Source organism: Oricola nitratireducens (assembly GCF_014904745.1).
GTDB classification, from domain to species: domain Bacteria; phylum Pseudomonadota; class Alphaproteobacteria; order Rhizobiales; family Rhizobiaceae; genus Oricola; species Oricola nitratireducens.
This window is the reverse complement of the sequence record NZ_JACZCS010000014.1, coordinates 345,794-370,117: the sequence shown is the minus strand read 5'-3', so window position 1 is coordinate 370,117 and position 24,324 is coordinate 345,794. Positions and strand designations below refer to the sequence as shown.

24 protein-coding genes are annotated in these 24,324 nt (G+C 63.2%); 8 read left to right on the top strand and 16 right to left on the bottom strand.

Annotation, left to right across the window (positions count from 1 at the left end; genetic code table 11):
• The first annotated feature begins 85 nt into the window (after window positions 1-85).
• Both IG169_RS10225 and IG169_RS10220 read left to right on the top strand, forming a co-directional pair.
• The gene (locus IG169_RS10225; RefSeq protein ID WP_343225634.1) at window positions 86-475 is read left to right on the top strand and encodes a c-type cytochrome; all 390 of its coding nucleotides are present in this window, start codon (window positions 86-88) and stop codon (window positions 473-475) included.
• 250 nt (window positions 476-725) lie between these two features.
• Window positions 726-1,706, top strand: coding sequence for a DUF808 domain-containing protein (locus IG169_RS10220; RefSeq protein ID WP_193176090.1), 981 nt, complete (start codon window positions 726-728; stop codon window positions 1,704-1,706).
• A gap of 281 nt (window positions 1,707-1,987) precedes the next feature.
• Here the strand turns inward: IG169_RS10220 and IG169_RS10215 are convergent, their stop codons facing one another.
• On the bottom strand, window positions 1,988-2,926 hold the full coding sequence (locus IG169_RS10215; protein ID WP_193176089.1) for an alpha/beta fold hydrolase: 939 nt from the start codon (window positions 2,924-2,926) through the stop codon (window positions 1,988-1,990).
• Window positions 2,927-3,083: 157 nt separating this feature from the next.
• Here IG169_RS10215 and IG169_RS10210 point away from each other — a divergent pair, with 157 nt between their 5' ends.
• Window positions 3,084-4,901, top strand: coding sequence for a hypothetical protein (locus IG169_RS10210; RefSeq protein WP_193176088.1), 1,818 nt, complete (start codon window positions 3,084-3,086; stop codon window positions 4,899-4,901).
• Between the two features lie 94 nt (window positions 4,902-4,995).
• Window positions 4,996-6,645 (top strand): energy-dependent translational throttle protein EttA, encoded by a 1,650-nt coding sequence (gene ettA / locus IG169_RS10205; protein WP_193176087.1) that lies wholly within the window; start codon window positions 4,996-4,998, stop codon window positions 6,643-6,645.
• Window positions 6,646-6,734: 89 nt separating this feature from the next.
• On the opposite strand, the gene IG169_RS10200 is transcribed toward ettA, so the two are convergent.
• Entirely contained in the window at window positions 6,735-7,502 is a 768-nt protein-coding gene (locus tag IG169_RS10200; RefSeq protein ID WP_193176086.1) for a DpnI domain-containing protein, read from the bottom strand.
• Window positions 7,503-7,973: 471 nt separating this feature from the next.
• Complete coding sequence (locus tag IG169_RS10195; RefSeq protein ID WP_193176085.1) at window positions 7,974-8,378, bottom strand: hypothetical protein; 405 nt, start codon at window positions 8,376-8,378, stop codon at window positions 7,974-7,976.
• Between the two features lie 144 nt (window positions 8,379-8,522).
• On the opposite strand from IG169_RS10195, the gene IG169_RS10190 reads away from it, so the two are divergent.
• On the top strand, window positions 8,523-10,145 hold the full coding sequence (locus tag IG169_RS10190) for a GMC family oxidoreductase (RefSeq protein WP_193176084.1): 1,623 nt from the start codon (window positions 8,523-8,525) through the stop codon (window positions 10,143-10,145).
• Between the two features lie 245 nt (window positions 10,146-10,390).
• Here IG169_RS10190 and IG169_RS10185 read toward each other — a convergent pair whose 3' ends face one another.
• Both IG169_RS10185 and trxB read right to left on the bottom strand, forming a co-directional pair.
• Window positions 10,391-11,287 carry a LysR family transcriptional regulator gene (locus IG169_RS10185; protein ID WP_193176083.1) on the bottom strand — a complete coding sequence of 299 codons (897 nt, stop codon included), beginning with the start codon at window positions 11,285-11,287 and terminating at the stop codon, window positions 10,391-10,393.
• Window positions 11,288-11,314: 27 nt separating this feature from the next.
• Entirely contained in the window at window positions 11,315-12,292 is a 978-nt protein-coding gene (gene trxB, locus IG169_RS10180; RefSeq protein WP_193176082.1) for a thioredoxin-disulfide reductase, read from the bottom strand.
• Window positions 12,293-12,475: 183 nt separating this feature from the next.
• Between trxB and IG169_RS10175 the strand changes: the two genes are divergently transcribed.
• From IG169_RS10175 to IG169_RS10165, 3 genes are all read left to right on the top strand, one after another.
• Window positions 12,476-12,946 carry an Lrp/AsnC family transcriptional regulator gene (locus IG169_RS10175; protein WP_193176081.1) on the top strand — a complete coding sequence of 157 codons (471 nt, stop codon included), beginning with the start codon at window positions 12,476-12,478 and terminating at the stop codon, window positions 12,944-12,946.
• Between the two features lie 46 nt (window positions 12,947-12,992).
• Window positions 12,993-14,507, top strand: coding sequence for an ArnT family glycosyltransferase (locus IG169_RS10170; protein WP_193176080.1), 1,515 nt, complete (start codon window positions 12,993-12,995; stop codon window positions 14,505-14,507).
• 83 nt (window positions 14,508-14,590) lie between these two features.
• The gene (locus tag IG169_RS10165; protein ID WP_193176079.1) at window positions 14,591-15,160 is read left to right on the top strand and encodes a methyltransferase domain-containing protein; all 570 of its coding nucleotides are present in this window, start codon (window positions 14,591-14,593) and stop codon (window positions 15,158-15,160) included.
• Here IG169_RS10165 and fcl read toward each other — a convergent pair.
• The 11 genes from fcl to IG169_RS10110 all read right to left on the bottom strand — a co-directional run bounded on the left by fcl (window position 15,157) and on the right by IG169_RS10110 (window position 24,309).
• Entirely contained in the window at window positions 15,157-16,104 is a 948-nt protein-coding gene (gene fcl, locus IG169_RS10160; protein ID WP_193176078.1) for a GDP-L-fucose synthase, read from the bottom strand. The genes IG169_RS10165 and fcl overlap by 4 nt on opposite strands.
• Entirely contained in the window at window positions 16,097-17,149 is a 1,053-nt protein-coding gene (gene gmd / locus IG169_RS10155) for a GDP-mannose 4,6-dehydratase (RefSeq protein ID WP_193176077.1), read from the bottom strand. Before gmd ends, fcl begins: the two co-directional genes overlap by 8 nt.
• 76 nt (window positions 17,150-17,225) lie before the next feature.
• Window positions 17,226-18,380, bottom strand: a complete 1,155-nt coding sequence (locus IG169_RS10150; RefSeq protein ID WP_193176076.1) for a hypothetical protein — start codon at window positions 18,378-18,380, stop codon at window positions 17,226-17,228.
• Between the two features lie 27 nt (window positions 18,381-18,407).
• Window positions 18,408-19,229 (bottom strand): hypothetical protein, encoded by an 822-nt coding sequence (locus IG169_RS10145; protein WP_193176075.1) that lies wholly within the window; start codon window positions 19,227-19,229, stop codon window positions 18,408-18,410.
• 13 nt (window positions 19,230-19,242) lie between these two features.
• Window positions 19,243-19,848 (bottom strand): class I SAM-dependent methyltransferase, encoded by a 606-nt coding sequence (locus tag IG169_RS10140; RefSeq protein WP_193176074.1) that lies wholly within the window; start codon window positions 19,846-19,848, stop codon window positions 19,243-19,245.
• A gap of 148 nt (window positions 19,849-19,996) precedes the next feature.
• Window positions 19,997-20,794 (bottom strand): glycosyltransferase family 25 protein, encoded by a 798-nt coding sequence (locus IG169_RS10135; RefSeq protein ID WP_193176073.1) that lies wholly within the window; start codon window positions 20,792-20,794, stop codon window positions 19,997-19,999.
• Complete coding sequence (locus IG169_RS10130; protein WP_193176072.1) at window positions 20,791-21,987, bottom strand: capsular polysaccharide export protein, LipB/KpsS family; 1,197 nt, start codon at window positions 21,985-21,987, stop codon at window positions 20,791-20,793. The genes IG169_RS10135 and IG169_RS10130 overlap by 4 nt, the downstream gene beginning before the upstream one ends.
• A gap of 4 nt (window positions 21,988-21,991) precedes the next feature.
• Window positions 21,992-23,083, bottom strand: coding sequence for a glycosyltransferase family 4 protein (locus IG169_RS10125; protein WP_193176071.1), 1,092 nt, complete (start codon window positions 23,081-23,083; stop codon window positions 21,992-21,994).
• A 36-nt stretch (window positions 23,084-23,119) separates the two neighbouring features.
• On the bottom strand, window positions 23,120-23,593 hold the full coding sequence (gene greA / locus IG169_RS10120) for a transcription elongation factor GreA (protein ID WP_193176070.1): 474 nt from the start codon (window positions 23,591-23,593) through the stop codon (window positions 23,120-23,122).
• A gap of 178 nt (window positions 23,594-23,771) precedes the next feature.
• Window positions 23,772-24,068 carry a CcdB family protein gene (locus tag IG169_RS10115; protein ID WP_193176069.1) on the bottom strand — a complete coding sequence of 99 codons (297 nt, stop codon included), beginning with the start codon at window positions 24,066-24,068 and terminating at the stop codon, window positions 23,772-23,774.
• A 1-nt stretch (window position 24,069) separates the two neighbouring features.
• The gene (locus IG169_RS10110; RefSeq protein WP_193176112.1) at window positions 24,070-24,309 is read right to left on the bottom strand and encodes a type II toxin-antitoxin system CcdA family antitoxin; all 240 of its coding nucleotides are present in this window, start codon (window positions 24,307-24,309) and stop codon (window positions 24,070-24,072) included.
• Window positions 24,310-24,324: the final 15 nt, after the last annotated feature.

Genomic DNA, 24,324 nt, shown 5'->3' with positions numbered 1-24,324 from the left:
CTCGCAAGAGCCGTGGCATAAGCTGTCGGAATGCCTTACCCTAGGGGCATGTGAACCCGGGCAATACAGGATTTGGAGGACTAACGTGAAATTTGCATCCGTACTCATCGCCGGTGTGGCGATGTTCGCCGCTTCGGCCGCTTTCGCGCAGGACGTCACCGGCGATGCTGCTGCCGGCGAGAAGGTCTTCAACAAGTGCAAGGCCTGCCATTCGGTGGAAGGCAAGAACAAGGTCGGCCCGCATCTCAACGGCGTCATCGGCCGTACGGCGGGCACCGTCGAAGACTACAAATATTCCAAGGCCATGCACGAGGCGGGCGAGCACGGCGTCGTCTGGGACGCGCCGACGCTGGAGACCTACCTCGTCAAGCCGAAGGATCTGGTGAAAGGCACCAAGATGGCGTTCGCCGGCCTGAAGAAGAAGGAAGATATCGACAACGTCATCGCCTATCTGGAGCAGTTCTCCGGCGAGTGACGTCATCTGAGGCCGGTGGCGTAACCCGCCGGGATATTTGCGAAAACCCCGCTTCTGGAGGCGGGGTTTTTTCATATCCGGATTGCACTGCTGGGCTGGTGAACGGCGATGTTCGCTTGGCCGTGCTGTGGCAGAATGACGGACCGGTTTTGCCGCATCGAAGCGCAGTTCGCGGTTCTCATTTGGGAACGGGACGGCTAGACCGGTTCCGGCGTCCTATCGCCTCGACGGAAAAGCGGAGAGTGATGGCATGAGTGGTCTTCTGGCCCTTCTCGACGATGTCGCGGCGATCGCCAAGATCGCGGCGACCTCGCTGGACGACGTGATGGGGCAGGCGGTGAAGGCCGGCGCCAAGGCGTCCGGCGCTCTCATCGACGATGCCGCCGTGACGCCGAAATACATCCACGGCTTCGAGCCGGCGCGCGAACTGCCGATTGTCTGGCAGATCACCAAGGGATCGCTCCGCAACAAGCTCGTCGTCCTGCTTCCGGCCGCGATGCTGCTGTCGTCATTCGCCCCCTGGGCGATCATGCCGCTGTTGATGCTCGGCGGCGCCTATCTGTGTTTCGAGGGCGCCGAGAAGATCGCGCATCTTTTCCAGCCCCGTCACGGTCCTGACGCGAAAGTCGCTGCCGCGACGCCGGATAATCCCGTTCACCTGGAAAAGGAAAAGGTCGCCGGCGCCATCAAGACCGATTTCATCCTCTCCGCGGAGATCATGACCATCACCCTGGCGGCAATCCCGGAGAGTACGCTCTGGATGGAGGCGCTGACGCTCGCCGCCGCGGGCATCGGCATCACGATCATGGTCTATGGCGGCGTCGCGCTGATCGTGAAGGCCGACGATCTCGGCCTGCTGATGGCAGAGCGTGGACGCTTCTCGCTGACACGCGCCACCGGCCGCGCCATCGTCAGGAGCATGCCCGGCTTCCTGAAGGTGTTGACCGCGGTCGGGACCGCCGCGATGCTCTGGGTCGGCGGGTCGATTGTCATTCACGGCCTCGAGACGCTGGGCTTTACCTGGCTCGGCCATCACATCCACGATCTGGCCGTGCTGGCCGGCGAAGCGGCGCCCTATGCCCATGGGGCGGTCGAATGGATCGCCAAGGCCGCGATGGACGGCGTGCTCGGGCTTGGTCTCGGCCTTTTGCTGATTCCCTTCGCCAAGGCCATCTTCACGCCCTTGTGGCGGGCGGTGACCGGCGGCAAACCGGCATCGGCGAGCCACTAGAGCTTTCCAGGGATAGATAGAAGCATTCTGCCGGAGCAGGTTTGCCCCGAGATCGAGGGATGTGGCGCAGGCCGTGCCGGGGGCACGGTCAAGCCGGAACCCGAAGGCATCGGGGCAAACATGTCCGGCCCTTCGGGTTTCCGTCCGGCGGGCGCCCGCTTTGTCGGCGCGCTTGCCCGTAGCCCCGCTACGCGTCGCGCGCGCCTTCGCGCGGATCGCCGCACCGGACGACAAACAGAATGTTTCTATCTACCCCTGAAAAGCTCAAGGGCGGCAGCCGGTCATCCTGCCGGCACCTTTACCCGCAGCCAGTCGAGCAATTCGCCGATGGCCTCCTCGCGTCCGACTTCGTTCAGCGTCTCGTGCCGCATCTCCGGACGCAGGCGCAGCGTGACCGCGTCGAAGCGCGCCGAACGCATGCGCTCCGCCTGTGTCTTGACCGCTTTGCCGAAAGCCGTCGCCGGATCTCGCCCGCCGCCGAGCAGGTGGTACGGCAATCGCCGGGCTTTGGCCGGCGCGTTCCCGACGTCGGTCACTTCGAACACCATGTCGAGAATGTCGCTCCACATGCCGACGGAAGCCGGCCAGCCGCACAGCGGATCGGCGATATAGGCATCGACGACTGAAACATCTCGCGACAGCCAGTCGAACTCCGTTCGCCGGTCCTTCACCGACTTTGCCCAGGCCCCGAAGGTCAGCTTCGGCAGCAACACGGACGGAACGTCGGACCCGAGCCGGAAGCGTTCCCAGGCAAGCACCGCCTTGGCCGCCCGCCCGGCAAGCCCCGCCGTCAGGCTGGCGTTCCACGCGACACAGCCCGCGATGCGGTCTGCATGGCGGAATGCGTGGGCAAGCGCGACCGTGCCGCCCATGGAGTGGCCGAACAGGATCAACGGCAGGCCCGGATGGCTGGCGGCAATCATGTCCTGGACGGAGGAAACGTCGTCGAGAACGAGCCGGACGCCGTCGCCGCCGGTATCGAAACTGCCCGCCGGCGCGCCGGGGGCCTGCGTGAAACCGTGGCCGCGATGGTCGTGTGCATAGACATGGTAGCCAGCCGCCGACAGCACCTGCGCGAAAGCCGCGTAACGCGCGCTGTGCTCGGCTAACCCGTGCAGGATGTGGACAACGCCGGCAGCTTTTCCCTTCGCCGGCTGATGCCGCAGCGCGAGCGCCGCGCCGGTGGCCGAGGCGTGTGTCCGTGTCTCCGAAAATCCCATCTGAATGCCTGTTCTCCCAGGCCGCCGAGTAGCGGCAAGACAGGGCTTGCTGTCAAGCCGTCACCCGTTTGCGGTCACCGCGTTTTGCGCTTCGCTTAACGGCTTGGCAATGCTTTGCGGCCATGTCTTCTACACGCGAAAGTGGAACCCGAACGGCATGTCTGGAACCGGCACCATGGACATTTCCGGCACGAATGTGCGTCAGGCGAAATTCGCGCCCGCGCCGCTGCTGGCCTTCCTGCTGGCCGGGCTTGCGGTCATCGTTCTCGATCTGGCCGACGGTAACCGCTACATGGTCGATGTCGATGACCGGATGCGCGCCCTGCAGATCCGCGACCTGCTCGCCGACGGCAACTGGTTCGACCGCACCCTGCCGTTCCTGTCGATGCCCGAGGCCTATGTCTCGCCGTGGTCGCGGTTGGTCGACCTGCCTTATTACCTGACGACGCTGGCGCTGCGCCCGTTTCTTGGCGCCGATGCGGCCTTCGCGGTTTCCACCGCCGTCTGGCCGGTCCTCATCTTCGCCGGCTTCGCGTTGCTGGCGGCGCGGGTCATGCGTATCGTCAACCAGGGCCGCCTGAGCGTCCCGCAGGGTTTCTTTTCCGCCATATTGATGATCTTCGCGCTGTGGGAATTCGTGCCCGGGCGCATCGACCACCACAATTTCCAGCTCACGCTGATGATGGCGATGCTGGCCGGTCTCGTCGATCCGAGCGCCGTGCGCGGCGGCCTTGTCGCCGGCCTGTCCGCGATGCTCTCGATCGCCGTCGGCCTGGAGAGTCTGCCCTTCATCGCCGTCGGCCTCGGCGCTCTCGCCCTGGCCGGCGCGGCCGGAACCGGCGACGCGCGGCTGCGCCTGCAGGCGGCGGGCTCGGGCTTTGCGCTGTCGGGTCTGCCCGTCGCCCTGGCGTTGATCGGTCCGCAGGGCCTCCGCGACGGCGCCTGCGACGCGCTTTCCGGCTTTTGGGTCGCCGCGATCCTGATGTTCGGCGCGGTCGCCGCGCTGGTGCCGCTTGCCTGGCGGCTCGGTCTTTTTCGCGGACGATACGGCGTCGTGTTGCGCCTTGTCTCGCTGGCTCTTCCGGCGATCGCGGCCGGCGCCGTGCTGGCCACGGCCTTTCCGGCTTGCCTGGACGGGCCCTACCATATGGTAGATTCCGTCAGCCGCGCTTTCTGGCTCGACCGGATCGAGCAGGAGGCCTCCGCGCTGACCATGATCCGCAACGGCGTGGTCGGCATTGTCTCCTTCATCCTGATCTATGTCCTCATCCTCGCCTTTGCCGCGCCGGCTGTCTGGCGCCGTCTGCGCGATGGTGACGCCCGCGCGGCGATCGCCTGGTGCGTGGGCCTGACGGCCGTGGCGGCTTCCTGCGCGCAGATCCGCTTCGTGCCGTTCCCGGCCGCCCTGGTCCCGCTGTTCCTGCCGCTGTTGATCGACACGTTAGCGCGCAACACACTGATGCGCGTCTTCCTGCCGGCGGCGCTGGTGCTGCCGCTTTTGGCCATCGTCTCCGCCAAGGCGTTCCCGCCGTCGCTCGACCTCGATGTCGTCGACCTGATGTCCGGCGACGAGTGCCGTGGCGAGGACACGGGCGTCCTCGGCACCGTGCCGCCCGGCCGGGTGATCGCGCCGCTGGGGCTCGCTTTCGACATTGTCGAGGGAACGAATGGCCACACCGTCGGCGCGCTGCCGTTCCATCGCTCCGCGCCGGGCATTCGGCGGCTGGCTCTCGCCTTCACCTCCGATGACACGGCGGTCCGCGCGCAGGCGCTGGCGCCCTACGACTATGTTGTCATCTGCCGCCGCGAGACGGATTTCGATCTTTCGTCCGCGCCGCTGTTCAAGGCATTGAACGAGGGGCAGACCGTGCCGGGCATCACACCCGTCGCGCCGGAAAGCCCGTCGCGGTTCCGCATGTTCAGGCTGGACGCGTCCGTGCCCCGTGCCTTCGCGCTGCCCGGCGATAAATCCTAGCTTTTCGCGGGACAACCGATCTGCGCATTGCTCCCGCTGGCCGTTTCGCCTACACACGCGCGAAAATCCCACTCAAATTATCCGGTGTTACGAAATGGCTCGCCAATTCATTTATCACATGTCCGGCCTCAACAAGGCCTACGGCGCCAAGAAGGTGCTCGAAAACATCCATCTGTCTTTCTACCCGGACGCCAAGATCGGCATTCTCGGGCCGAACGGCGCCGGCAAGTCGACCGTGCTGCGCATCATGGCCGGCCTCGACACCGAGTTCACCGGCGAGGCGTGGCTGGCCGAGGGCGCGACCTGCGGATACTTGGCCCAGGAGCCGCAGCTCGACGAGGGGCTGAACGTGCTCGGCAACGTCATGGAGGGGGTCGCCGACAAGAAGGCGATCCTCGACCGCTACAACGAGCTGATGATGAACTATTCCGACGAAACCGCGGAAGAGGGATCGAAGCTGCAGGACATCATCGACGCCCAGAACCTCTGGGACCTCGACAGCCAGGTCGAGATGGCGATGGAAGCGCTGCGCTGCCCGCCGGGCGAGGCGACCATCGACAACCTGTCAGGCGGCGAGAAGCGCCGTGTCGCGCTCTGCCAGCTGCTGCTGCGCCAGCCCGACCTTCTGCTGCTCGACGAGCCGACCAACCACCTCGACGCCGAGACCATCGCCTGGCTGGAAAAACACCTGCGCGAATATCCGGGCGCGGTGATGATGATCACCCACGACCGCTACTTCCTCGACAACGTCACCGGCTGGATCCTCGAACTCGACCGCGGCCGCGGCATCCCCTATGAGGGCAACTACACCGCGTATCTGGAAGCCAAGGCCAAGCGCATGAAGCAGGAAGGCCGCGAGGAGGCTGCCCGCCAGCGCGCGCTGTCGTCCGAGCAGGCCTGGATTGCCTCGAGCCCGAAGGCCCGACAGGCAAAGTCGAAAGCCCGTATTCGCGCCTATGACGAACTGGTCAAGGCCGCCGCCGACCGCCGCCCCGGCGACGCGCAGATCGTGATTCCCGCCGGCGAGCGCCTCGGCAATGTGGTGATCGACGCCGAGGCCCTGTCGAAGGGCTATGGCGACCGCCTCCTGATCGACAATCTGGAATTCAAGCTGCCGCCCGGCGGCATCGTCGGCGTCATCGGCCCGAACGGCGCCGGCAAGACGACGCTGTTCCGCATGATCACCGGCCAGGAGCAACCCGACTCGGGCTCGATCACCATCGGCGAGACGGTCAACCTCTCCTATGTCGACCAGAGCCGCGACACGCTCGACGGCAATAAGACCGTCTGGGAGGAGATCTCCGGCGGCAACGACATCATCAAGCTCGGCAAGCACGAGGTGAACAGCCGCGCCTATTGCGGTTCCTTCAACTTCAAGGGCGGCGACCAGCAGCAGAAGGTCGGCACGCTGTCCGGCGGCCAGCGCAACCGCGTCCATCTCGCCAAGCTGCTGAAAGAGGGCGGCAACGTGCTGCTCCTCGACGAACCGACCAACGACCTTGACACCGAGACGCTCGGCGCGCTGGAAGACGCACTGGAAAACTTCGCCGGCTGCGCCGTGGTGATCTCGCACGACCGTATGTTCCTCGACCGCCTGGCGACCCACATCCTCGCCTTCGAGGGCGACAGCCATGTCGAATGGTTCGAGGGCAATTTCGAGGAATACGAGGCCGACAAGATCCGCCGTCTGGGTCCGGACTCGGTCAATCCGAAGCGGGTGACGTATAAGCGGCTGACGCGGTAAGGGGCAGAGCGTAGCTCGAACCGATACGCGGTGCTACTCGCGTATCGGGATGGCTTGCCTATAAAGCACTGGTCATCTTTGCGACCAGATCAAGATCGTATCCGATACCGTCCCCTCGACAGGAATTTGAGATAGCCATTATCTCTAAGTAATTGCAGTTGTTGCCGTATTTTCGGCTTCACATGTTTGTTGTTTGGATACAATGCGCTGAGCGTGTCCTCATAAGCATATACGTCGTCGAGATCAAACTCGCGGTAACCGAGCGATTCTACGCACTTCATCACTTCGAGCAGCCAGCCTCTGGCTTCAGGTTGGGTCTCTCGGAGAAAAAGTGTCCGGTTCCATTGGTCTAGCACCGATTGTTTGGAAATAGTGATCCCGTCGCGCACGATGTATATGCGGCCGGATTCCGGGACGCGATTCAGAAGGATATTCGAACCGATCCATCCGGCGCGTCGGGCTGTCGGAGCTAAAGGTTTCCTCTTTTCGACGATGTCGAGCGCGAAAAAATGCTTCGGTATAACGCAGACGTTTGTTACCGAAGTGGTCTGCAAATCGTAGTTCAGAAGAAGCAGATTTGGGTTGTTTGACGACAGCAGTCGATCGCATTTTACATGATAGGCCCCGTCGGCAACCTTCGCGCCAAAAGCCTTTTTCTGGCTCTTAAGCTCGTGTTCATCACCGCACGCCGGACAGAAAAAGTCGGCAACAGGGCGATTGGCGGCAAACTGCGTGATGTGTTGATTGCCGCAGTTAGGGCAATACAGAGATTTCGATACCCATCCCTCGGTCCATACGCGCGCGCGTTGCGATCCACTGACATAGGGCGTCTGCGTTTCTTCGAAACCGAGTTTCATGAAGAATTGTTGCAGTGATCACTCGACCCGCGTCAACCATCCAGTTGAATCAAATGAACAATCGTCAGCACGAAAGTGCCGCTACGTTGTGACCGGCGTTGTCATACCGCCCGCAATTTGAGCGAAGAGTTTTGCTAAGCGAAAGTCCCCTGTTTCAGCAAACTCGACATAGCTGGGAGAATGTTCGGAGTCTGGGGGTGAGTAGAACACTGCAAATCGATTCTGCTCGGTTTTCTCGATCAGGACGCTTAGATCTTCCGAATCCACAGGTGTAAAATGCCGATGTCCACAACTTGGACAATCGTCATCGCACATGCATGACCACTCGTCTTCCCAAGAGTAACCGCACTCAGTGCAACTGTAGTGATTACGATACCAAGCCATTCTGTGGTCACCGCCATTGATCTTAGTAATCCAAAGAACAGGAGCGGAACATCGCCCGGAAGTCAATTGATCGACAGACGATAAACGTCACTCCACCCGGCAGCAGAACGGGAAGAATTGGCGTCCTTCCAGCCCCGGCGCGCCGGTCGGCGTGAATGTGAAATCGAAGCTCCGGTCGCTTTCGTCCTGGCAGCCCGCCGGCGTATAGGCGATCGTGCCGGTCACCGGATGGCCGGTTTCCAGCTTCCACGGGTTCTGCGTGGCGAAGGTGACGCTGCCCGGCGTCCGCTGGATCGTGTCGCCGGAGAACGCGTCGACGAAGTTCGACGACATCTCGCCATGGCAGGTCAGTTCCAGCGCCCAGTTCGGCTCGAAACCGGAGCAGATCATAGTCTGGCCGGGCGCCAGCAGTCCGGCGCAGGAGAGGTCCGCGGCCGAGGCGGACAGGGCAGGCAGAAGGACAAGCGAAAACGCGAGGGAACGGACGAACATCGGACAACTCCTTGGTTCCGGTTCAGCTTCCCCAGCGGAACAAGACTAGCATCGCGCGCCCGTGACCGGAATTGCCGGATTCTGCCGCTTGCCGGCATGGTAAATCCGGCTAGTCTCGTCGCCCGTTGCGGGAGGAGACCGGCGATGGACGGGACGGAATTCGATTATGTGATCGCCGGCGGCGGATCGGCCGGATCGGCGCTGGCGGCGCGGCTCAGCGAGGATCCGGATGTCACGGTCTGCCTGGTCGAGGCTGGCGGCGAGGGCAGGGACATCCTGATCCGCGCGCCGTTGGGCATCGTCGCCATGCTGCCGGGCTACGGCCGGATCAACAATTGGGCCTACGAGACGGTGCCGCAGCCGGGCCTGAACGGCCGTAAGGGCTACCAGCCGCGCGGCCGCGCCCTTGGCGGCTCCAGCGCCATCAACGCGATGCTCTATATCCGCGGCCATCCGGGCGACTATGACGACTGGGCGGCGCAGGGTTGCGCCGGCTGGGCCTGGAAGGACGTGTTGCCGTATTTCAGGCGGTCGGAGGGGAACGAGCGCGGTGGCGACGCCCTGCACGGTGATGCCGGCCCGCTGCACGTTTCCGAGCAGAACACGCCACGCGCCGTCTCGAAGGCTTTTGTCGAGGCCTGCGCGCAGACCCAGATCCGCGAAAATCCCGATTTCAACGGACCGGAGCAGGAGGGCGCCGGCCTCTACCAGGTGACGCAGTTTCACGGAGAAGGCCGCGAGGGCGAACGTTGTTCGGCCGCCGCTGCGTATCTGCATCCGGTGATGAAGCGCCGGAACCTGACCGTGCTGACCAAGATGCTGGCGACGAAGATCCTGTTCAGGGGCAGGAGGGCCGTCGGCCTTTCCTGCCTGCGGGGAGGACGGGAACTGACCATAAAGGCGCGTCGCGAGGTGATCCTCTGCGGCGGCGCGTTCAACTCGCCGCAACTGCTGCTCCTGTCGGGCATCGGCCCGGCGGCCGAATTGAAGGACAAGGGCGTCGAGCCTGTCCATGACCTCCCCGGTGTCCGCAAGAATCTGCAGGACCACATCGATTTCATCCTGTCCTACAAGACGCGTGACACCGACGTGCTCGGCATCGGCCCGGTCGGGACGGCGAAGCTCATGCGCGAAATGTTCCGCTGGCGGCGTGACGGCACGGGCCTTGTCGCCTCGCCGGGCGCGGAGGGCGGCGCCTTCATCAAGTCGGACCCGGCGCTTCAGCGGCCGGACCTGCAACTGCATTTCGTCGCCGCGCTGGTCGACGACCATTCGCGCAAGCTGCATCTCGGCTACGGCTATTCCTGCCATGTTTGCGTATTGCGGCCGCATGCGCGCGGCGAAGTGACGCTCCAAAGCGCCGACCCCGCTGCCGCGCCGGTGATCGATCCGCGTTTTCTCTCCGACGAGCGCGATGCGGACCTGCTGCTCAAGGGCGCGAAGATCACCCGGCGTATCATGGACGCGCCGGCGCTGGCGCGGTTCCGGCAGAAGGAAGTCTATCTCGATGGCGTCACCGATGACGCCGAGCTGATGCGCCACATCCGACAGCGCGCCGACACGGTCTATCACCCTGTTGGCACTTGCAGAATGGGCACGGACGACAGGACGGTGGTCGATCCGCAATTGCGCGTGCGCGGCATCGGGGGCCTGCGGGTCGTCGATGCCTCGGTCATGCCGAGCCTGATCGGCGGCAACACCAATGCGCCGACCATCATGATCGCCGAAAAGGCGGCCGACATGATCGCGGCGGCGAGGAATTCATAGCGATTTGGATAAAAAAAGACCGGGCGCGCTGGGAGGAGGATAGCGGCCCGGTCTCTGTCATGGGAAGGCTGGGAGGAGGATAGCCTTCACATTCAAAATCTCGAACTTTGCCGCGGGAGGAGGATGCGGCGCGTTCTTGATGATTGGAATATGCTGACCGTCCGGTTAAATTTCAATTGATTATTGTGCATTGCACCCATGCAAAAAACGCATGACTGAAACGCAATGCGCCGGATTGCCGGAAATCAATATTCCCAGCTGCGCGCCTTCGAGATCAGAAAATCCCGGAAAGCCTGGAGTTTTGCGCTGTTTCTGAGTGCCTCCGGATAGACGAAATAGGTGTCGAAGGACGGCAATGCGACCTTGCCGAGCAGCTGAACCAGCCCGGCGTCGGGCTCCACGGCATAGTCTGGAAGCATCGCGATGCCGATCCCGCGCTGCACCGCGCGCTTGATCGACATGATCGAATTGATCTCCAGGACCGGCGTACGCGGCTCGCCTTCAGGGCGTCCGAGCGTCAGGAAGGAGCGCATTTCCATCAGATAGGCGGGCGCCGGCTCGCCGAATCCGATGATCCGGTGATTGTCGAGATCCTCCGGCTTTTCCGGCCGGCCGTATTTGTTGAGATAGGCGGGCGAGGCGTAGACATGGAAATGGACGGTGAACAGCTTGCGCTGGATCAGGTCGGGCTGCTGCGGCGCGCGCAGCCGGATCGCGCAGTCCGCCTGGCGCATGTTGAGATCGAGTTCCTCGTTCGACAGCATCAGGTGCAGTTGCACGTCTGGATAGAGTTCCAGGAAATCCTGTACGCGATAGGTCAGCCAGCCGGAGCCGAGGCCGACGGTCGTCGTCACGCGCAATTGTCCGGACGGGCGCTCGGTCGATTCCGACAGTTGCGCGCGCACCGTCTCCAGCTTGACGAAGACGTCATTAGCGGTGCGAAACAGTGTTTCACCCTGTTCGGTCAGCACCAGGCCGCGCGCATGCCGGTTGAACAGCGCGACGCCGACTTCGTGTTCCAGCGCCGAGACCTGCCGGCTGACCGCCGACTGCGACATGTGCAGCGTCTCGCCGGCATGGGTGAATGACCCGGCCTCGGCTGCGGCGTGAAATACACGCAGTTTGTCCCAATCAAGCGGCATTGGCCGGTTCTCCCCCTCGACGGCCGTTTATTCGGCGGCCTGTAGCTCCGATTCCTGCGCGGCGAGGTATTTTTCGACTTCCAGCGCCGCCATGCAACCCATGCCGGCTGCCGTGACGGCCTGGCGGTAGATGTCGTCGGTGACGTCTCCGGCGGCAAAGACGCCCGGAATGTTGGTCGCGGTGGAATCCGGCGCCGTCCACAGATAGCCGTTCGGCTTCTGCTTCAGCTTGCCTTCGAACAGCGACACCGCCGGCGCATGGCCGATGGCGACGAAAACGCCATCGATCGGCATCTCGGTGACTGCGCCGCTCTTGACGTTCTTGAGCTTCACGCCGGTGACCGCCGCCGGAAGCGCCGGATTGTCCTTCGCGCCGGTGATCTCGTCGATCACCGTATCCCACATGCAGTGGATGTTGTCCTTGGCGAACAGGCGCTCCTGCAGGATCTTCTCCGAGCGCAGCTCGTCGCGCCGGTGCACCAGCGTCACGGTCTTGGCGAGGTTGGCGAGGTAGAGTGCTTCCTCGACGGCCGAGTTGCCGCCGCCGACGACGATCACGTCCTTGCCGCGATAGAAGAAGCCGTCGCAGGTCGCGCAGGCCGAGACGCCGTAGCCCATATAGGTCTGTTCGCTCTCGATCCCGAGCCACTTCGCCTTGGCGCCGGTGGCGATGACAAGCGCGTCGGCGGTATAGACCGCGCCGCTGTCGCCGACCGCCCTGAACGGGCGCACGTCGGTATCGACCTCCGTGATGACGTCGTTGATGACCTCGGTGCCGACGTTTTTCGCCTGTTCCAGCATCTGTTCCATCATCCACGGGCCCATGACCGGTTCGGCATAGCCGGGATAGTTTTCGACCTCGGTGGTGATCATCAGCTGGCCGCCCTGTTCCATCCCGGCGACGAGGACGGGTTTCAGCATGGCGCGCGCGGCGTAGATCGCGGCGGTGTAGCCGGCCGGGCCGGAGCCGATGATCAGGACCGGACTGTGTTTGGTGGTGCTCATTTCGGACCTCTTTTGCATGCGGACGCGGATGCGCCGCACCCATGATGCGTTGGCCGTTATCTAAGTGTTACGCCTGTACGGGCGCAAGTGCGCGGCGGCGATGCCCACTACCGAGTGGGGACTTTCGCATCTGCTTGCGTCAATTTTGTTGCGGCTGCGAAGCCCACGCAATAATCCTTGGTCATGAAAGACGCCGTCGAACTCGATTCCATCGATCTTGCGATCCTGCGCGAACTGCAGGAGGACGGTCGAATGACCAATGTCGAACTGGCCAGCCGGGTCGGCATTTCCGCGCCGCCCTGCCTGCGCCGCGTCCGCCGCCTCGAGGAGGCGGGGATCATCGCCGGCTACCGCGCGGTCCTCGACGCCGGCAAGCTCGGCCAGGAGATCGTCGCCTTCTGTTTCATCGGCCTGCATCACCAGTCGGACGCCGACCTCAAGGCCTTCGCCGCGCTTACCGATCACTGGCCGCTGGTGCGCGAGGCCTGGATGCTCTCCGGCGAGAGCGATTTTCTGCTCCATTGCGTCGCGCCCGACTTCAAGACATTCCAAACCTTCGTGCTGGAGGAACTGACGTCGACGGACAATGTCGACACCGTTCGCTCGGCTCTGACGATCCGGAAGGTCAAGGACGAGGGGCTGGTCGCGTTGTAAGCGCGGGACCGTGTACCTTTAGGCGATGAACGAAACCGAAGCCCACATGAAACCTGTCGTTGGCCGGGACATCCTCTGGACGTCCCCGTGGGCGGTCGCCGTCGTGGTCGCGGTCCTTGTCGCGGCCAAGCTGGCTGTCGGATGGGGAACCGATCTCGTCGGTGACGAGGCCTATTATACGCTGTGGGCGTTCCATCCGCTGCAGGCCGGCTATTACGACCATCCCCCGGGCGTCGTCTGGTTCATAAAGGCGGGCCAGTTCGTATTCGGCGAATCCGCCTTCGCCTCCCGCGTGGTGACGATCCTGGCCACGATCGTCTGCGCGCTGGCTGTCTGGCGCACCGGCGTCGCGCTCTTTGCGGACCGGACGATCGCCGCGCTCGCAACGCTGTGGTTCGCCCTGTCGGCCGGCGGGGCGGTCGGGCTGCTCATCGTCACGCCGGACGCCCCGTCGATGATGTTCTGGATACTGGCGGTCTGGGCGGCGGCGGAACTGCACCGCAGCGCAAACGCCAACTGGTGGCTCGCTTTCGGTCTGTTCGCTGGCCTCGGGCTCGATTCCAAATATACCGGCTTTTTTCTCGGTGCCGGGATCGTGCTCTGGCTTCTGGCCTATCGCGGGACCCGGGCCTGGTTGCGCTCCTGGCAGCTCTACGCAGGCGGCATCCTGGCGCTCGTCCTGTTCTGGCCGGTGGTGCAATGGAATATCGGCCACGATTTTGCCTCGCTGCAGTTCCAGCTGGGGCGGTCGACGGAGGCCACGCCGAGCCTTGCGCGCTTTGCTCGGTATTTCCCCGAATATATCGCCACGCAGGCCGCGCTGCTGTGGCCAGGGCTGTTCCTGTTTGCGGTCGCCGGATGCGTGCTGTTTGTCCGCAACCGTGGCAGGCGAAGCGATCCGGCGGTCGGCCTTCTCGTGCTCACCGCCGCGCCGGCGATCGTCTATTTCGCCTTTCACGCCATGCATTCGCGCGTGCAGGGTAACTGGACGCTGCCGCTGATCGGCCAGCTGGCGCTGCTCGGCGCATGGGCTGCCGTCACATGGAAGCCTGCCGCTGCATGGGCCCGGTCGGTCTGGTTGTGGACGCGCCGCTGGCATGCGCCGCTTGCGCTTCTGCTTGTCGGCGTCATCTTCGCCCAGGCGGCCTTTGCGCCGATCCCCGTTCCCGGAAAACTGCCGACCGACGACATGGCGGGGTGGGCGGACGTGACCGACGAGATGGCGGCGGAAGTGGAAAAGACCGGCGCTACGAGTGTCTATGCGATCGACTACATCATGGTCGCGCTGCTTGAAACGAGCGCCCGTTTTCACGGCCATGACATCGCCGTGCTGCCCGCGGCGGGCTACCACCATTTCACCTTCATGGACGTGCCCGGTCCGAACGACGTCGACTGGCCGGTGCTGTTCGTCTCTCGTAACCGGATCGGCAGCGACCGCGCGGCCACCTACGGACTGTTGGGTGTCGACGGCCGGTACCTGTCCAGCGTCGTGCGCAAGGGGCCGGGCGGAAAGCCCGTCGAGCGCATCGATTTCTACCTGGCCGGCAAGGACGGCGCGTAGCCCGTCCGGTCTGTCCGCTTCTCCGGGCTTGACGTTGCGTCGCCGCCTGCCTACGCAAACGGCAGTCCAACAGGAGCCCGATCGTGCCGTCATCCACCGATCCGTCAGCGAATTCGTTCGAGAAACTGCATCTGGGATGCGGCGTGAAGCATTTTCCCGGCTATTACCATGTCGATGCCCTGGCCTACGACCATGTGGACCATGTCGGCCCGGTCGAAAAGCTGGACTTCATCCCGGATGGTGCGGCGGGCCACATCTATGCCTGTCATGTGCTGGAGCACTTCGGCCGTGGGGAATACATGGATGTGCTGCGCGAATGGCGCCGCGTCCTGCGCGCCGGCGGCACGCTGCGGCTGGCGGTTCCCGACTATGGTGCCTGCGCGAAACTCTATTGCGAAGGCAAGGTCGATCTGCCGATGATCACCGGGCTGTTGATAGGCGGCCAGCGCGACGAATACGACTTCCACAAGATCGTCTTCGACGAGAAAACGCTGACGCAAGCGCTTCTGGACGCCGGGTTTTCCTCCGTCGCCCGCTGGGACTGGCGCACCACCGATCACGCCGATGTCGACGACTACAGCCAGGCCTACCTGCCGCATATGGACAAGGAAAACGGCACGCTGGTTTCGCTCAACCTCGAGGCGACTGCCTAGCAGGTGTGTTCGCGCAGGAAATCCCGGTAGACCCGTGTGATCCCGTCCTCCAGCGTGATGGACGGCTCCCAGCCGAGTGATCGCAGCTTGTCGCTCGACATCAGCTTGCGCGGCGTGCCGTCGGGTTTCGAGGTGTCGAGCCGGATCTCGCCATCGTAACCGATGACGGCGCAGACCAGTTTCGCCAGATCCAGAATGGCGAGATCGCTTCCCGTCCCGACATTGACGTGGCCTTCGTCGGAGTAGTTTTTCATCAGGAAGACGAGCGCGTCGGCACAGTCGTCGACATGCATGAACTCGCGCATCGGCGTACCGGTGCCCCAGATTTCGATCGAGGCGGCGCCGGCCATCTTGGCGTCGTGGACCTTGCGGATCAGCGCCGGCAGGACATGGCTTGTCTTCAGGTCGTAGTTGTCGCCGGGTCCGTAAAGGTTGGTCGGCATGGCGGAAATGAAGTCGTCGCCATATTGCCGCCGGTACGCCTGGCACAGCTTGATGCCGGCGATCTTGGCGACCGCGTACCATTCGTTTGTCGACTCGAGCGGCCCGGTCAGGAGGGCGTCTTCGGTGATCGGCTGGTCGGCGAATTTCGGATAGATGCAGGACGAACCGAGGAATACCAGTTTCTCCACGCCCGCCTCGTGCGCGGCATGGATGATGTTCGCCTCGATCATCAGGTTTTCGTACAGAAACGAGGCCGGCTGGTCGCGATTGGCGAGGATGCCGCCGACTTTCGCGGCGGCGAGAAATACCGCGTCGGGTTTTTCGCGGGCAAACCACTCGGCAACCGCCTGTTGCGACAGCAGATCGAGCTCCCGGCGTCCGGCGGCGAGCAGCGAGCAGTTCTCGCCTTCCAGGCGGCGCATCAGCGCCGAGCCGACCATGCCGCGATGCCCGGCGACGAAGACCCGCTTTCCACCGAGCGAATAGGCAGGATCAGGCATGACGTTTGGCATCCTTAAGATCGGCCGCGACCATCTCGCGCACGAGGTCCCCGAACGGGACTTTCGGTTGCCAGCCGAGCTTCTCGCGCGCCTTGGAAGCGTCGCCGAGCAGCGTCTCGACCTCCGCAGGGCGGAAATAGCGCGGGTTCACCGCGACGATCGTGCGGCCTTTCTCGTCGACCGCCTTTTCCTCGACGCCTTCGCCCTGCCAGGTGAGGTGCATGCCCAGTTCGCGCGCCGCAGCGTCGACGAAATCGCGCACAGAATATTGCTGGCCGGTTGCAATGACGAAATCCTCCGGCTGCTCCTGCTGCAGCATCAGCCACATCATTTCGACATAGTCGCGCGCGTGGCCCCAGTCGCGTAGTGCATCGAGATTGCCGAGATGCAGGCATTCCTCGAGCCCGACCTTGATGCGTGTCAGACTGCGCGTGATCTTGCGCGTCACGAAGGTCTCGCCGCGCAGCGGCGACTCGTGGTTGAACAGGATGCCGTTGCAGGCATAGAGGCCATAGGCCTCGCGGTAGTTGACCGTGATCCAGTAGGCATAGAGCTTTGCGACGCCGTAGGGGCTGCGTGGATGGAATGGCGTCGTTTCGGTCTGCGGCGTCTCCTGCACCAGCCCGTAAAGCTCCGAGGTCGAGGCCTGGTAGAAACGGCTCTTCTTCTCGAGCTTGAGAATGCGGATTGCCTCCAGCAGCCGCAGCGCGCCCAGCGCGTCGGAGTTGGCGGTGTATTCCGGCTCCTCGAACGACACGGCCACATGGCTCTGTGCCGCCAGATTGTAGATCTCGTCCGGCTGCACGTCCTGCAGGATGCGCAGCAGGCTCGACGAATCCGTCATGTCGCCGTGATGCAGGATATAGCGGCCGCTGTGGCCCGCCTCGCCATCGATCAGGTAGTCGATTCTGCCGGTGTTGAACAGCGACGTGCGGCGTTTGACGCCGTGAACCTCGTAGCCTTTTTTCAGCAGCAACTCCGACAGATAGGCTCCGTCCTGCCCGGTCACGCCGGTGATGAGCGCTCTCTTTTTTTCCGTGGCCAAGCGGCTCTCCGTTCACTTGATGACTGAGCATGTGCCATAGGCCAAGCATTCCGTCAGGGTCAACACGCGGCGCTGCTTATTCCCGCGGCGGCTTGATCAATCCTTCCCGGATACGCCGTTCCCGGGTGCGGCGCTGCTTTCTTGCCGTCTTTTCCTCTTTCAGCCGCGCCAGCCGCAGGTCGAACCGTGGATCGATCGAGACTGCCGCGCGCCGGAGCACGGCCTGAACGCGGCTGCCGCGGTAATCTCCCTTCGGCACGAAGGAGCGTTCCGAATAGATCAGTCTTTCGCGCGCTCCCGGTTTCGCATCCGGCGCCGCTTCGTAAAGCATCCGCGCGACGCGGGCGAACATGCTCATCGTATTGTAGTAGCCCAGGATGCGCCGCCGCGCCTCGGCGATGTCGGCGAGCGCCTTTTCGTAGCGGCCCGTGTCGACGGCCTGCATCATCTGTTGCAGGGCCGCATCGAAATCGTCGAGATCGAGCGGCATGTGGCAGCCGGCGGGCAATTCGTCGCCGACATTGCCGCAGCCCGAATAGAACGGAAATGCCCAGCAGAGCAGGGGATCCGACAGTTTCTCGGTCCAGGCGAAGTCGTCGTCGCCGTTTTCCAGCGCCAGGTGATACTTGTAGGGTTCCAGCGCCTCGCGCTTGTCGCCGACATAGCGGTGGCCGGTGCCGAAAAGCTCGATGTGGTCCGGTATGCGCTCCTTCAGGAACTCGATGAATTCCAGCCGCTTGCGGTGATAGGGCGTGTGGGCCTTCCGGCTGGTGACGATGGAGATCCGATCGCCGGTCTTTTCCGGCGGCTCCAGCCCGGCGAAATAGTCATGCCCGAGCAGGTTGGGATGCTCCGGCTCCTCGTCGTAATTAATGCCCGCATACCATTTCGAACAGAAATTTTCCCGGATCGTCGGGACGTCGAGCGGTTCCCGGCTGGTCGTCAGCACAACACCGAACTGGTTGAGAAAGGCCGGATTGTAGCGGTGGATCGGGTCGGGTTCGCCGGCGACGAAGCCGGTGCGTTCGCGCGGCAGGCGCGTCGGCACGCAATAGGATGCGCGTGTATAGAGGATCAGCACATCGGCATCGTCGGGGACGTCGATGCCGAAAGAAAAGCGCACGCCGTCGACCGTGTCCGACATTCCCGGCGCCTGCTTGAGATACATGCGCGGATCGCCGCCGGAAAAGACATGCGCCCGGAAGGGCTTGTGCGCGGATGGATCGGTCATTGCTGTTCGGCTTGCCGTTTTGTTGCGTCAATCCAGATACACGATTTCGAAATCGATCTTGTCGGGATTGTTTGGTTCGTTCAGCCTGTTGTAGTTCCGCGTCGCGCCGGCGATGGGGATATGCGGCTCGGCGTGGATTTTCGACGACAGCGAAATCTCGATCGCGTTCGGGATGCCGTCGCCGTCCACATCGGCGTCATTGTCTGCCGTGGTGTTGTCGATCGTCATGAACTCTCCCATCGCGCCGAGAAAGACCTCGATCTCCCGCATCCGCGCCGGCACCCCGTGAAACACGATCACGACGCCGGAAAGCAGTTCGTTGCACTCGATGATCTGGTCCAGAAAATCATACTCCCCGCCGTCGGTATCGACCTTGAGAAATACCGTGCCCGGCGACGGGTCGAGGCGCGTTACCGCGGTTTCGGGCGATGTCTGTCCGCTGGATATGCCGATTTCCTCCCGGAGATGCGAAAAGCCTGGCCGGTCACCAAGGAACAGAGACCTGTATTGCCTGTAATAAGCGATGAATTTCCGGTGCGGGCCGGGCCGGATAAGCGATTTCAGCCGCGCGGCGGTAAATTGCTTGCGCAAGGCTTCGTCGTCGATGGTGTTGTCGTAGCCGGTCAGGTTTTTCAGCCGCGCGATTGCCGAAAAATCGAATTCGAAATCGCAATTGTCTCCCAGGCCGAACGACACGAGATGGCGTGTCGAGGCGACGGCGTCGGTGGAAACGACGTAGCCGCCATCATGATCGCTACCGAGCCGGATGAGTTCGTTTGTCCCCCGCGGCTCGAACAGACGCGGAAGGAAACAGGCCCGTTTTTTCCGGTGACGAGGCGGTAACACCATTCAGGGTCAGGACCTAGGCATTGGACACGATCGCGATTGCACGTTTCTCGGATCCGTCGTTCAGCAGGCGATATTTCGGATCGTGAGCCGCGAACTGGCCGAGCCACCATTCCTTCGGCATGACTGTCAGATGGCTGTGCTTGTCGTCGTAGCAGGCGATGACGTGATAGTTCACGGTCGCGCAGTTATGCAGTTTCTTGACCAGTCCCGGGACGTCTTCCGGTTTGAAATGCTCCAGCACGTCGCCGGAGCAGGCGACATCAGCCGAAGGCAGTGTTGCCGTCAGGGCGTCCGCCTGGATGAAGGTCACGTTTTCGGGGCTGTCGTCGAATTGCGGGCTTCTCGCCCAGTCGACGCCGTAGACCTGTGCCGCCGTTTCCGCGGCCTTCGACGTGAACCGTCCGTTTCCGCATCCGAGCTCAAGCACGGTCTTGCCGGCGATGAGCGTCATCAGTTGCTGCTGGTCGACGAGCCAGTTGTTCGTCTGATAGGCGGAGTTCTTGTCGTGCAGTCCCTGATAGTATTCGGCGTCGAGATCGCCACGTTCCTCTATGCCGCGTTTCTGCACACCATCGTCGAAACCGAAGAAAATGCGTTTGATTGTGCGGGTCAGGCCCATGGATTGCACCTCTTGGTGAGCGGTTTTCGTTTCGCCGGGGCTCTTCGGCCGGATGGCGTCTTGCGTTGCGTGAAGTTCCCATATCACACGCCGATTTGAAAAGCGGAATCCTGTTGTTCTTCCCGCCTTTCCGCAGAGGAATATGCCGTTACCTGAACGGAATGCGCCCCGTCCTCCGGCCGCGGACCCGGTCGAACAGGCGCCCGGTCAGTATCAGGCGCTGCTTGGAGAGTTCCCGGTGTGTCTTGGCGAGGAACCGCCTGATGCCCCGCGAAAACACCGTCTTTCGCGTCGCCTGCAAGATCGAGGGCAGTTCGACCAATCGCACGTTCTGCGGCGCCAGCGCGCTCTGGATGCACAGCGCGGGAACCATCTGCAAAACATTCATGCCGCAGAATTCCGGGCAGTGCGGATCGGAAAGCACATAGTCAACCGCGTAGCTGAACTGTTCGGTGCGGGCGAGAAGCGCCGCCGCGGCGGCCCTGGTGAGGATATAGGCGCCGCCGCCAAGGTGGATGTGGCGGAGCCGGACAAGAGCCCTGCCGTCGATTTCGGCGACCGGAGTGCGGTCGTAGACCGTATGGCGGCGAAACGTTTCGAGGCGAATAATTTCGGCGTCGGCCGGTATCCAGTCGGTTCTCGACAGGATCGCGCGCGCGTTCTCGCCGAAAATGATGTCGTCCTCGAGGATCAGGGCCAGCGGATCGTCCTGGCCGGCAATCCTTCGCCATGCCGCGCGGTGGCTGAGAAAACAGGCGATTGAGCCGCGGTCGAGCCGTTGCGTACCGGGAGCGTAGTGGTAGTGTCTTGCAATCTCGGCCTCCGACAGCGCCTGCCCGTCGACGGCGGCGACCCGTTCATGGTCGAGCCCGAGCCCGTCGAGCGTGCGCGTCATGTAGTCGAGGCGGTCGGGCGACCGGTCGAGATTGATGAAATAGGTTTTCATTGGCGGGCTGCACCGGCCTCGATGTCACCCGCCCGGTTGTGCGCGGAACCGGCAAGCGCCTGCGAATAGGCGTCGCCTCCCGCCGCCCGGATCTGCAGGATGGCCAGCGCGCTGTCGTCCGGATCGGTTCGCGACAACGGCACCAGAAACCGGTTGTAGACGAAACGGATGAAGCGGCGGCGCCGGGTGTCGTCGGGCTCCCAGCGATCCAGTTCCGCGACCGCGGCATGCAGCGCCGCCCGGTCGGGCGCATGCAGGACAAGGCCGGGAATGTTGTAATGCGCCTCGCCGAGCGTGATGACCTTTTTCGCCAGGGTCAGCGCCTCCAGACCGACCGTGGAATTGACCGTGATGACGGCATCGGCGCCTTCGATCAGCGCGCGGGTGTTCGCGGCATTGGCGAAACGGATGCGTGAGTGAGACGGGACAACATCCTGAATACTCAGGGGAAAACTCGGATGCTCCTTGATGACAAAATGCCGGTCCGGAAACGCTTCGGCCAGTGCGGCGATTTCGGCGTGAAGCTGCACCATGCTGCCGATCCAAGGCGACAGCGCCAGGATCTGCATGTCGCTTGGCACCTGAAACGGCACGAAGACATAGGCCTCCGGAAGATCGTCCGTGGCGGCCGGCACGTTGCCGTCCCTGAGTTTTGATTTGCGGATCTCGAAGTCCTCCGGCCAGCCGTCTCCGAGCATGTCTTCGGAAAGCCCGTCATAAAAGGCGCCGTCGCGCGGTAGCGTGGAGAGCGCGTTGATCCCCTGCGGGTCGCACTGCATCGTGCCGGGATAGAAGCCGTTTTCGATAAACAGCCGAGGCATCGACAATGTTTCGGCGGCGAGCGCGAGCAGGGCGTTCGGTGCGAGATAGCCGTTGAAGACGAGCACGGTGCGCGACGTATCGGCCGCAAGCGTCCGATGGATTTGGCGGAATACCTGCCGGGCGCGGCGCCGGCGTCCGCACCGGTAGGCGGCCGCGACGATCTTGTTGCCGAACAGTTTCGGATAGCGGATCCGCCGCCGCGTCACGTTGCGTTCGGCGATGGCATCGAGTTCGCGGACCAGATCCGGCGTAAGGTCGACGCCCGGTCCCGCCGCGCCGCGCCCGAGCCTGATCGCATCGCAATACCCGCCGAGAGCGTTCAGCAAAGGCTGTGTGTTGCCGGTCGATATGGCGACGAAGCGGGTATCCATCGGCTTAACCGGCATCGTCGGTGACCGGCGCGACGCTGTCATAGACCAGGCCCAGCTGGCGGACCTCCCTGTCCAGCGAAAACGCCTTTTCCACGTGACGCCGCGCATTGGCTCCTAGTGTCGACCGCAGGTCGTCGTCACACATCATCCGTTCGGCTACGTCCCGCATGGTGGAGGGTTCGAGATCGGCAAGAATATGGCCCGTCTCGCCCTCCGCGATCAATTCCGAAAACGCGCCCACATCCGTCGCGATGACCGGGACACCGCAAGCCATCGCCTCCAGCGGCGTCAGGCCGAACCCTTCCCAGCGCTGCGGCGCGATGAAGAGATCGAGCGCGCGGTACCAGCGCTCGATGTCGCGATGCTCGCCGACAAACAGGATGCGGTCGGCGAGCCCGGCGCGGTCGATGCGCTGGCGCAGCTCCGCCTCGAAGGCCTTGTGCTCTGGCGTCGTCCGCCCGGCGATGATCGCGATCCAGTCCGGATGCACGCGCAGCGGTTCGACAAGCGCGTCGGCGAACAGGTCGGTGCCCTTCTGGTGGCGGATGCGCCCGAAGCAGCCAACGATCTTCTTGTTGGCGGGAAGCCCGACGGCGCGCTTGGCGTCCGCGCGGTTACCGGGCGGGCTGAACCGGTCGAGATCGATGCCGTGATGGATGACGGTGGACGGGCGTTCCAGATAGGCCGCCGTCTTGTGCGAGGTGGAGATCACCGCGTCCATGCGCGCGATCAGCCATTTCGTGAGGGCCTTGTGTTTTCGCTGCGAGGCGGAGGTGAAGACGATCCTGAGCGGCATGCGCAACACGTCGCGCAGGATCAGCCCGCCGATCATCTCGACGTTTCGGCGCGCGTGCCAGACGCGGAAGCGCCGCCGGGCCGGACGTGTCCACAGCCGCACCAGATCGCCGTAACCCATCCGCGCGACGGAGGCCGGCAATCCCGGCCCGAAGGCGGCGATGCTCAACCCGGCGGCGCGTTGCGCCGGGATGAGTTGAACGATGGTCGAGGTGACGCCGGACAGGCGCATCTTGAAATTCGGTGCGATGACGTCCGGCAAGCCTGATATGGCCGCATGTCCGCTTGAGCGTTGCGCCATTGTCGAGAGTGGCCTCTCCTTGACGATGTCTTCGCGTCAGATGAACTTGACGCTGACGATCTCGTATCCGTGTGCGCCACCGGGAGCCTGGACCTCGACGGAATCGCCTTCCTCCTTGCCGATCAGCGCGCGCGCGATGGGCGAGGAAATCGAGATCCGTCCGGCCTTCACGTCGGCTTCCTGGTCGCCGACGATCTGGTAGACCTTTTCCGCGTCGGTGTCTTCGTCGGCCAGCGTCACCGTCGCGCCGAATTTCACCTTCGTCCCGGACAGCTTCGAAATGTCGATGACCTCGGCGCGGCTGATCAGGTCTTCCAGCTCGCCGATGCGGCCCTCATTGTGCGATTGCGCTTCCTTGGCGGCGTGATATTCCGCGTTTTCCGACAGGTCGCCATGCGCGCGTGCCTCCGAGATTGCCTCGATGATGCGCGGGCGTTCTTCCTGCTGGCGCCAGCGCAGCTCTTCCTTCAGCTGCGCAAATCCGTTTGCGGTCATAGGCGCTTTATCCATTCGGCCTATCCTCTTCTCTTGGCCCCGAAAATCTCGTTTGCCGCCCGGAGCGGCACAAAATAAAACGGCCCCCGGAGCGCACGCTCAGGAACCGCTTCGTGAGTTCGCCACGGACTATAATGCGATTCAGGAGCCTTGGAAAGGGTGTTGCTTTTGAACGGTATTTGCCTGCCGGCGGCTAGAAACCCTGGAAAACCATGTCCAGGGCCGCGACGATCCGATCGTGGTCGGCCGAAAGATTGCCCTCCGGTTTCTTAAGAAGTGCCAACGGTACGGCCGCGAGATATTGCGTCACCATGACAAATCGGCCGCCGTCGAGATCGAACACCGGATTGAGTCGTGCGGCGGGCGGCGGCGCTTCGTCGGCGGGCAGCAGCGGGACGACGACGCGTGTGTTGAGCTGGTCGAGAATGTCTGCCTGGACATCGAGAAGATAACCGCCATTCGGATTTGTATGGATGTCGTAACGCGCCATGTCAGAATTGGCGGTAGCGTGCGAGCGGTAGTCCGTTGGCATCCACGAAAGCGTTGGCCGCCTCGATTGCCTTTGCGTTTTCCTCCCGCCAGCGCCGCGCCTTTTCATCGGCAATCGCTTGCGCGATCCCGGTTTCCGCCGCCCGAGAGACATTGATGTCCAAGGCTTTTGCCTCCGCGAGGAGGTCGGCGGGAACGGACAGATTGGTGGCTTTGCGCCGGGACGAGGATGTGGCGGTCATGCGCAAATGGTATGC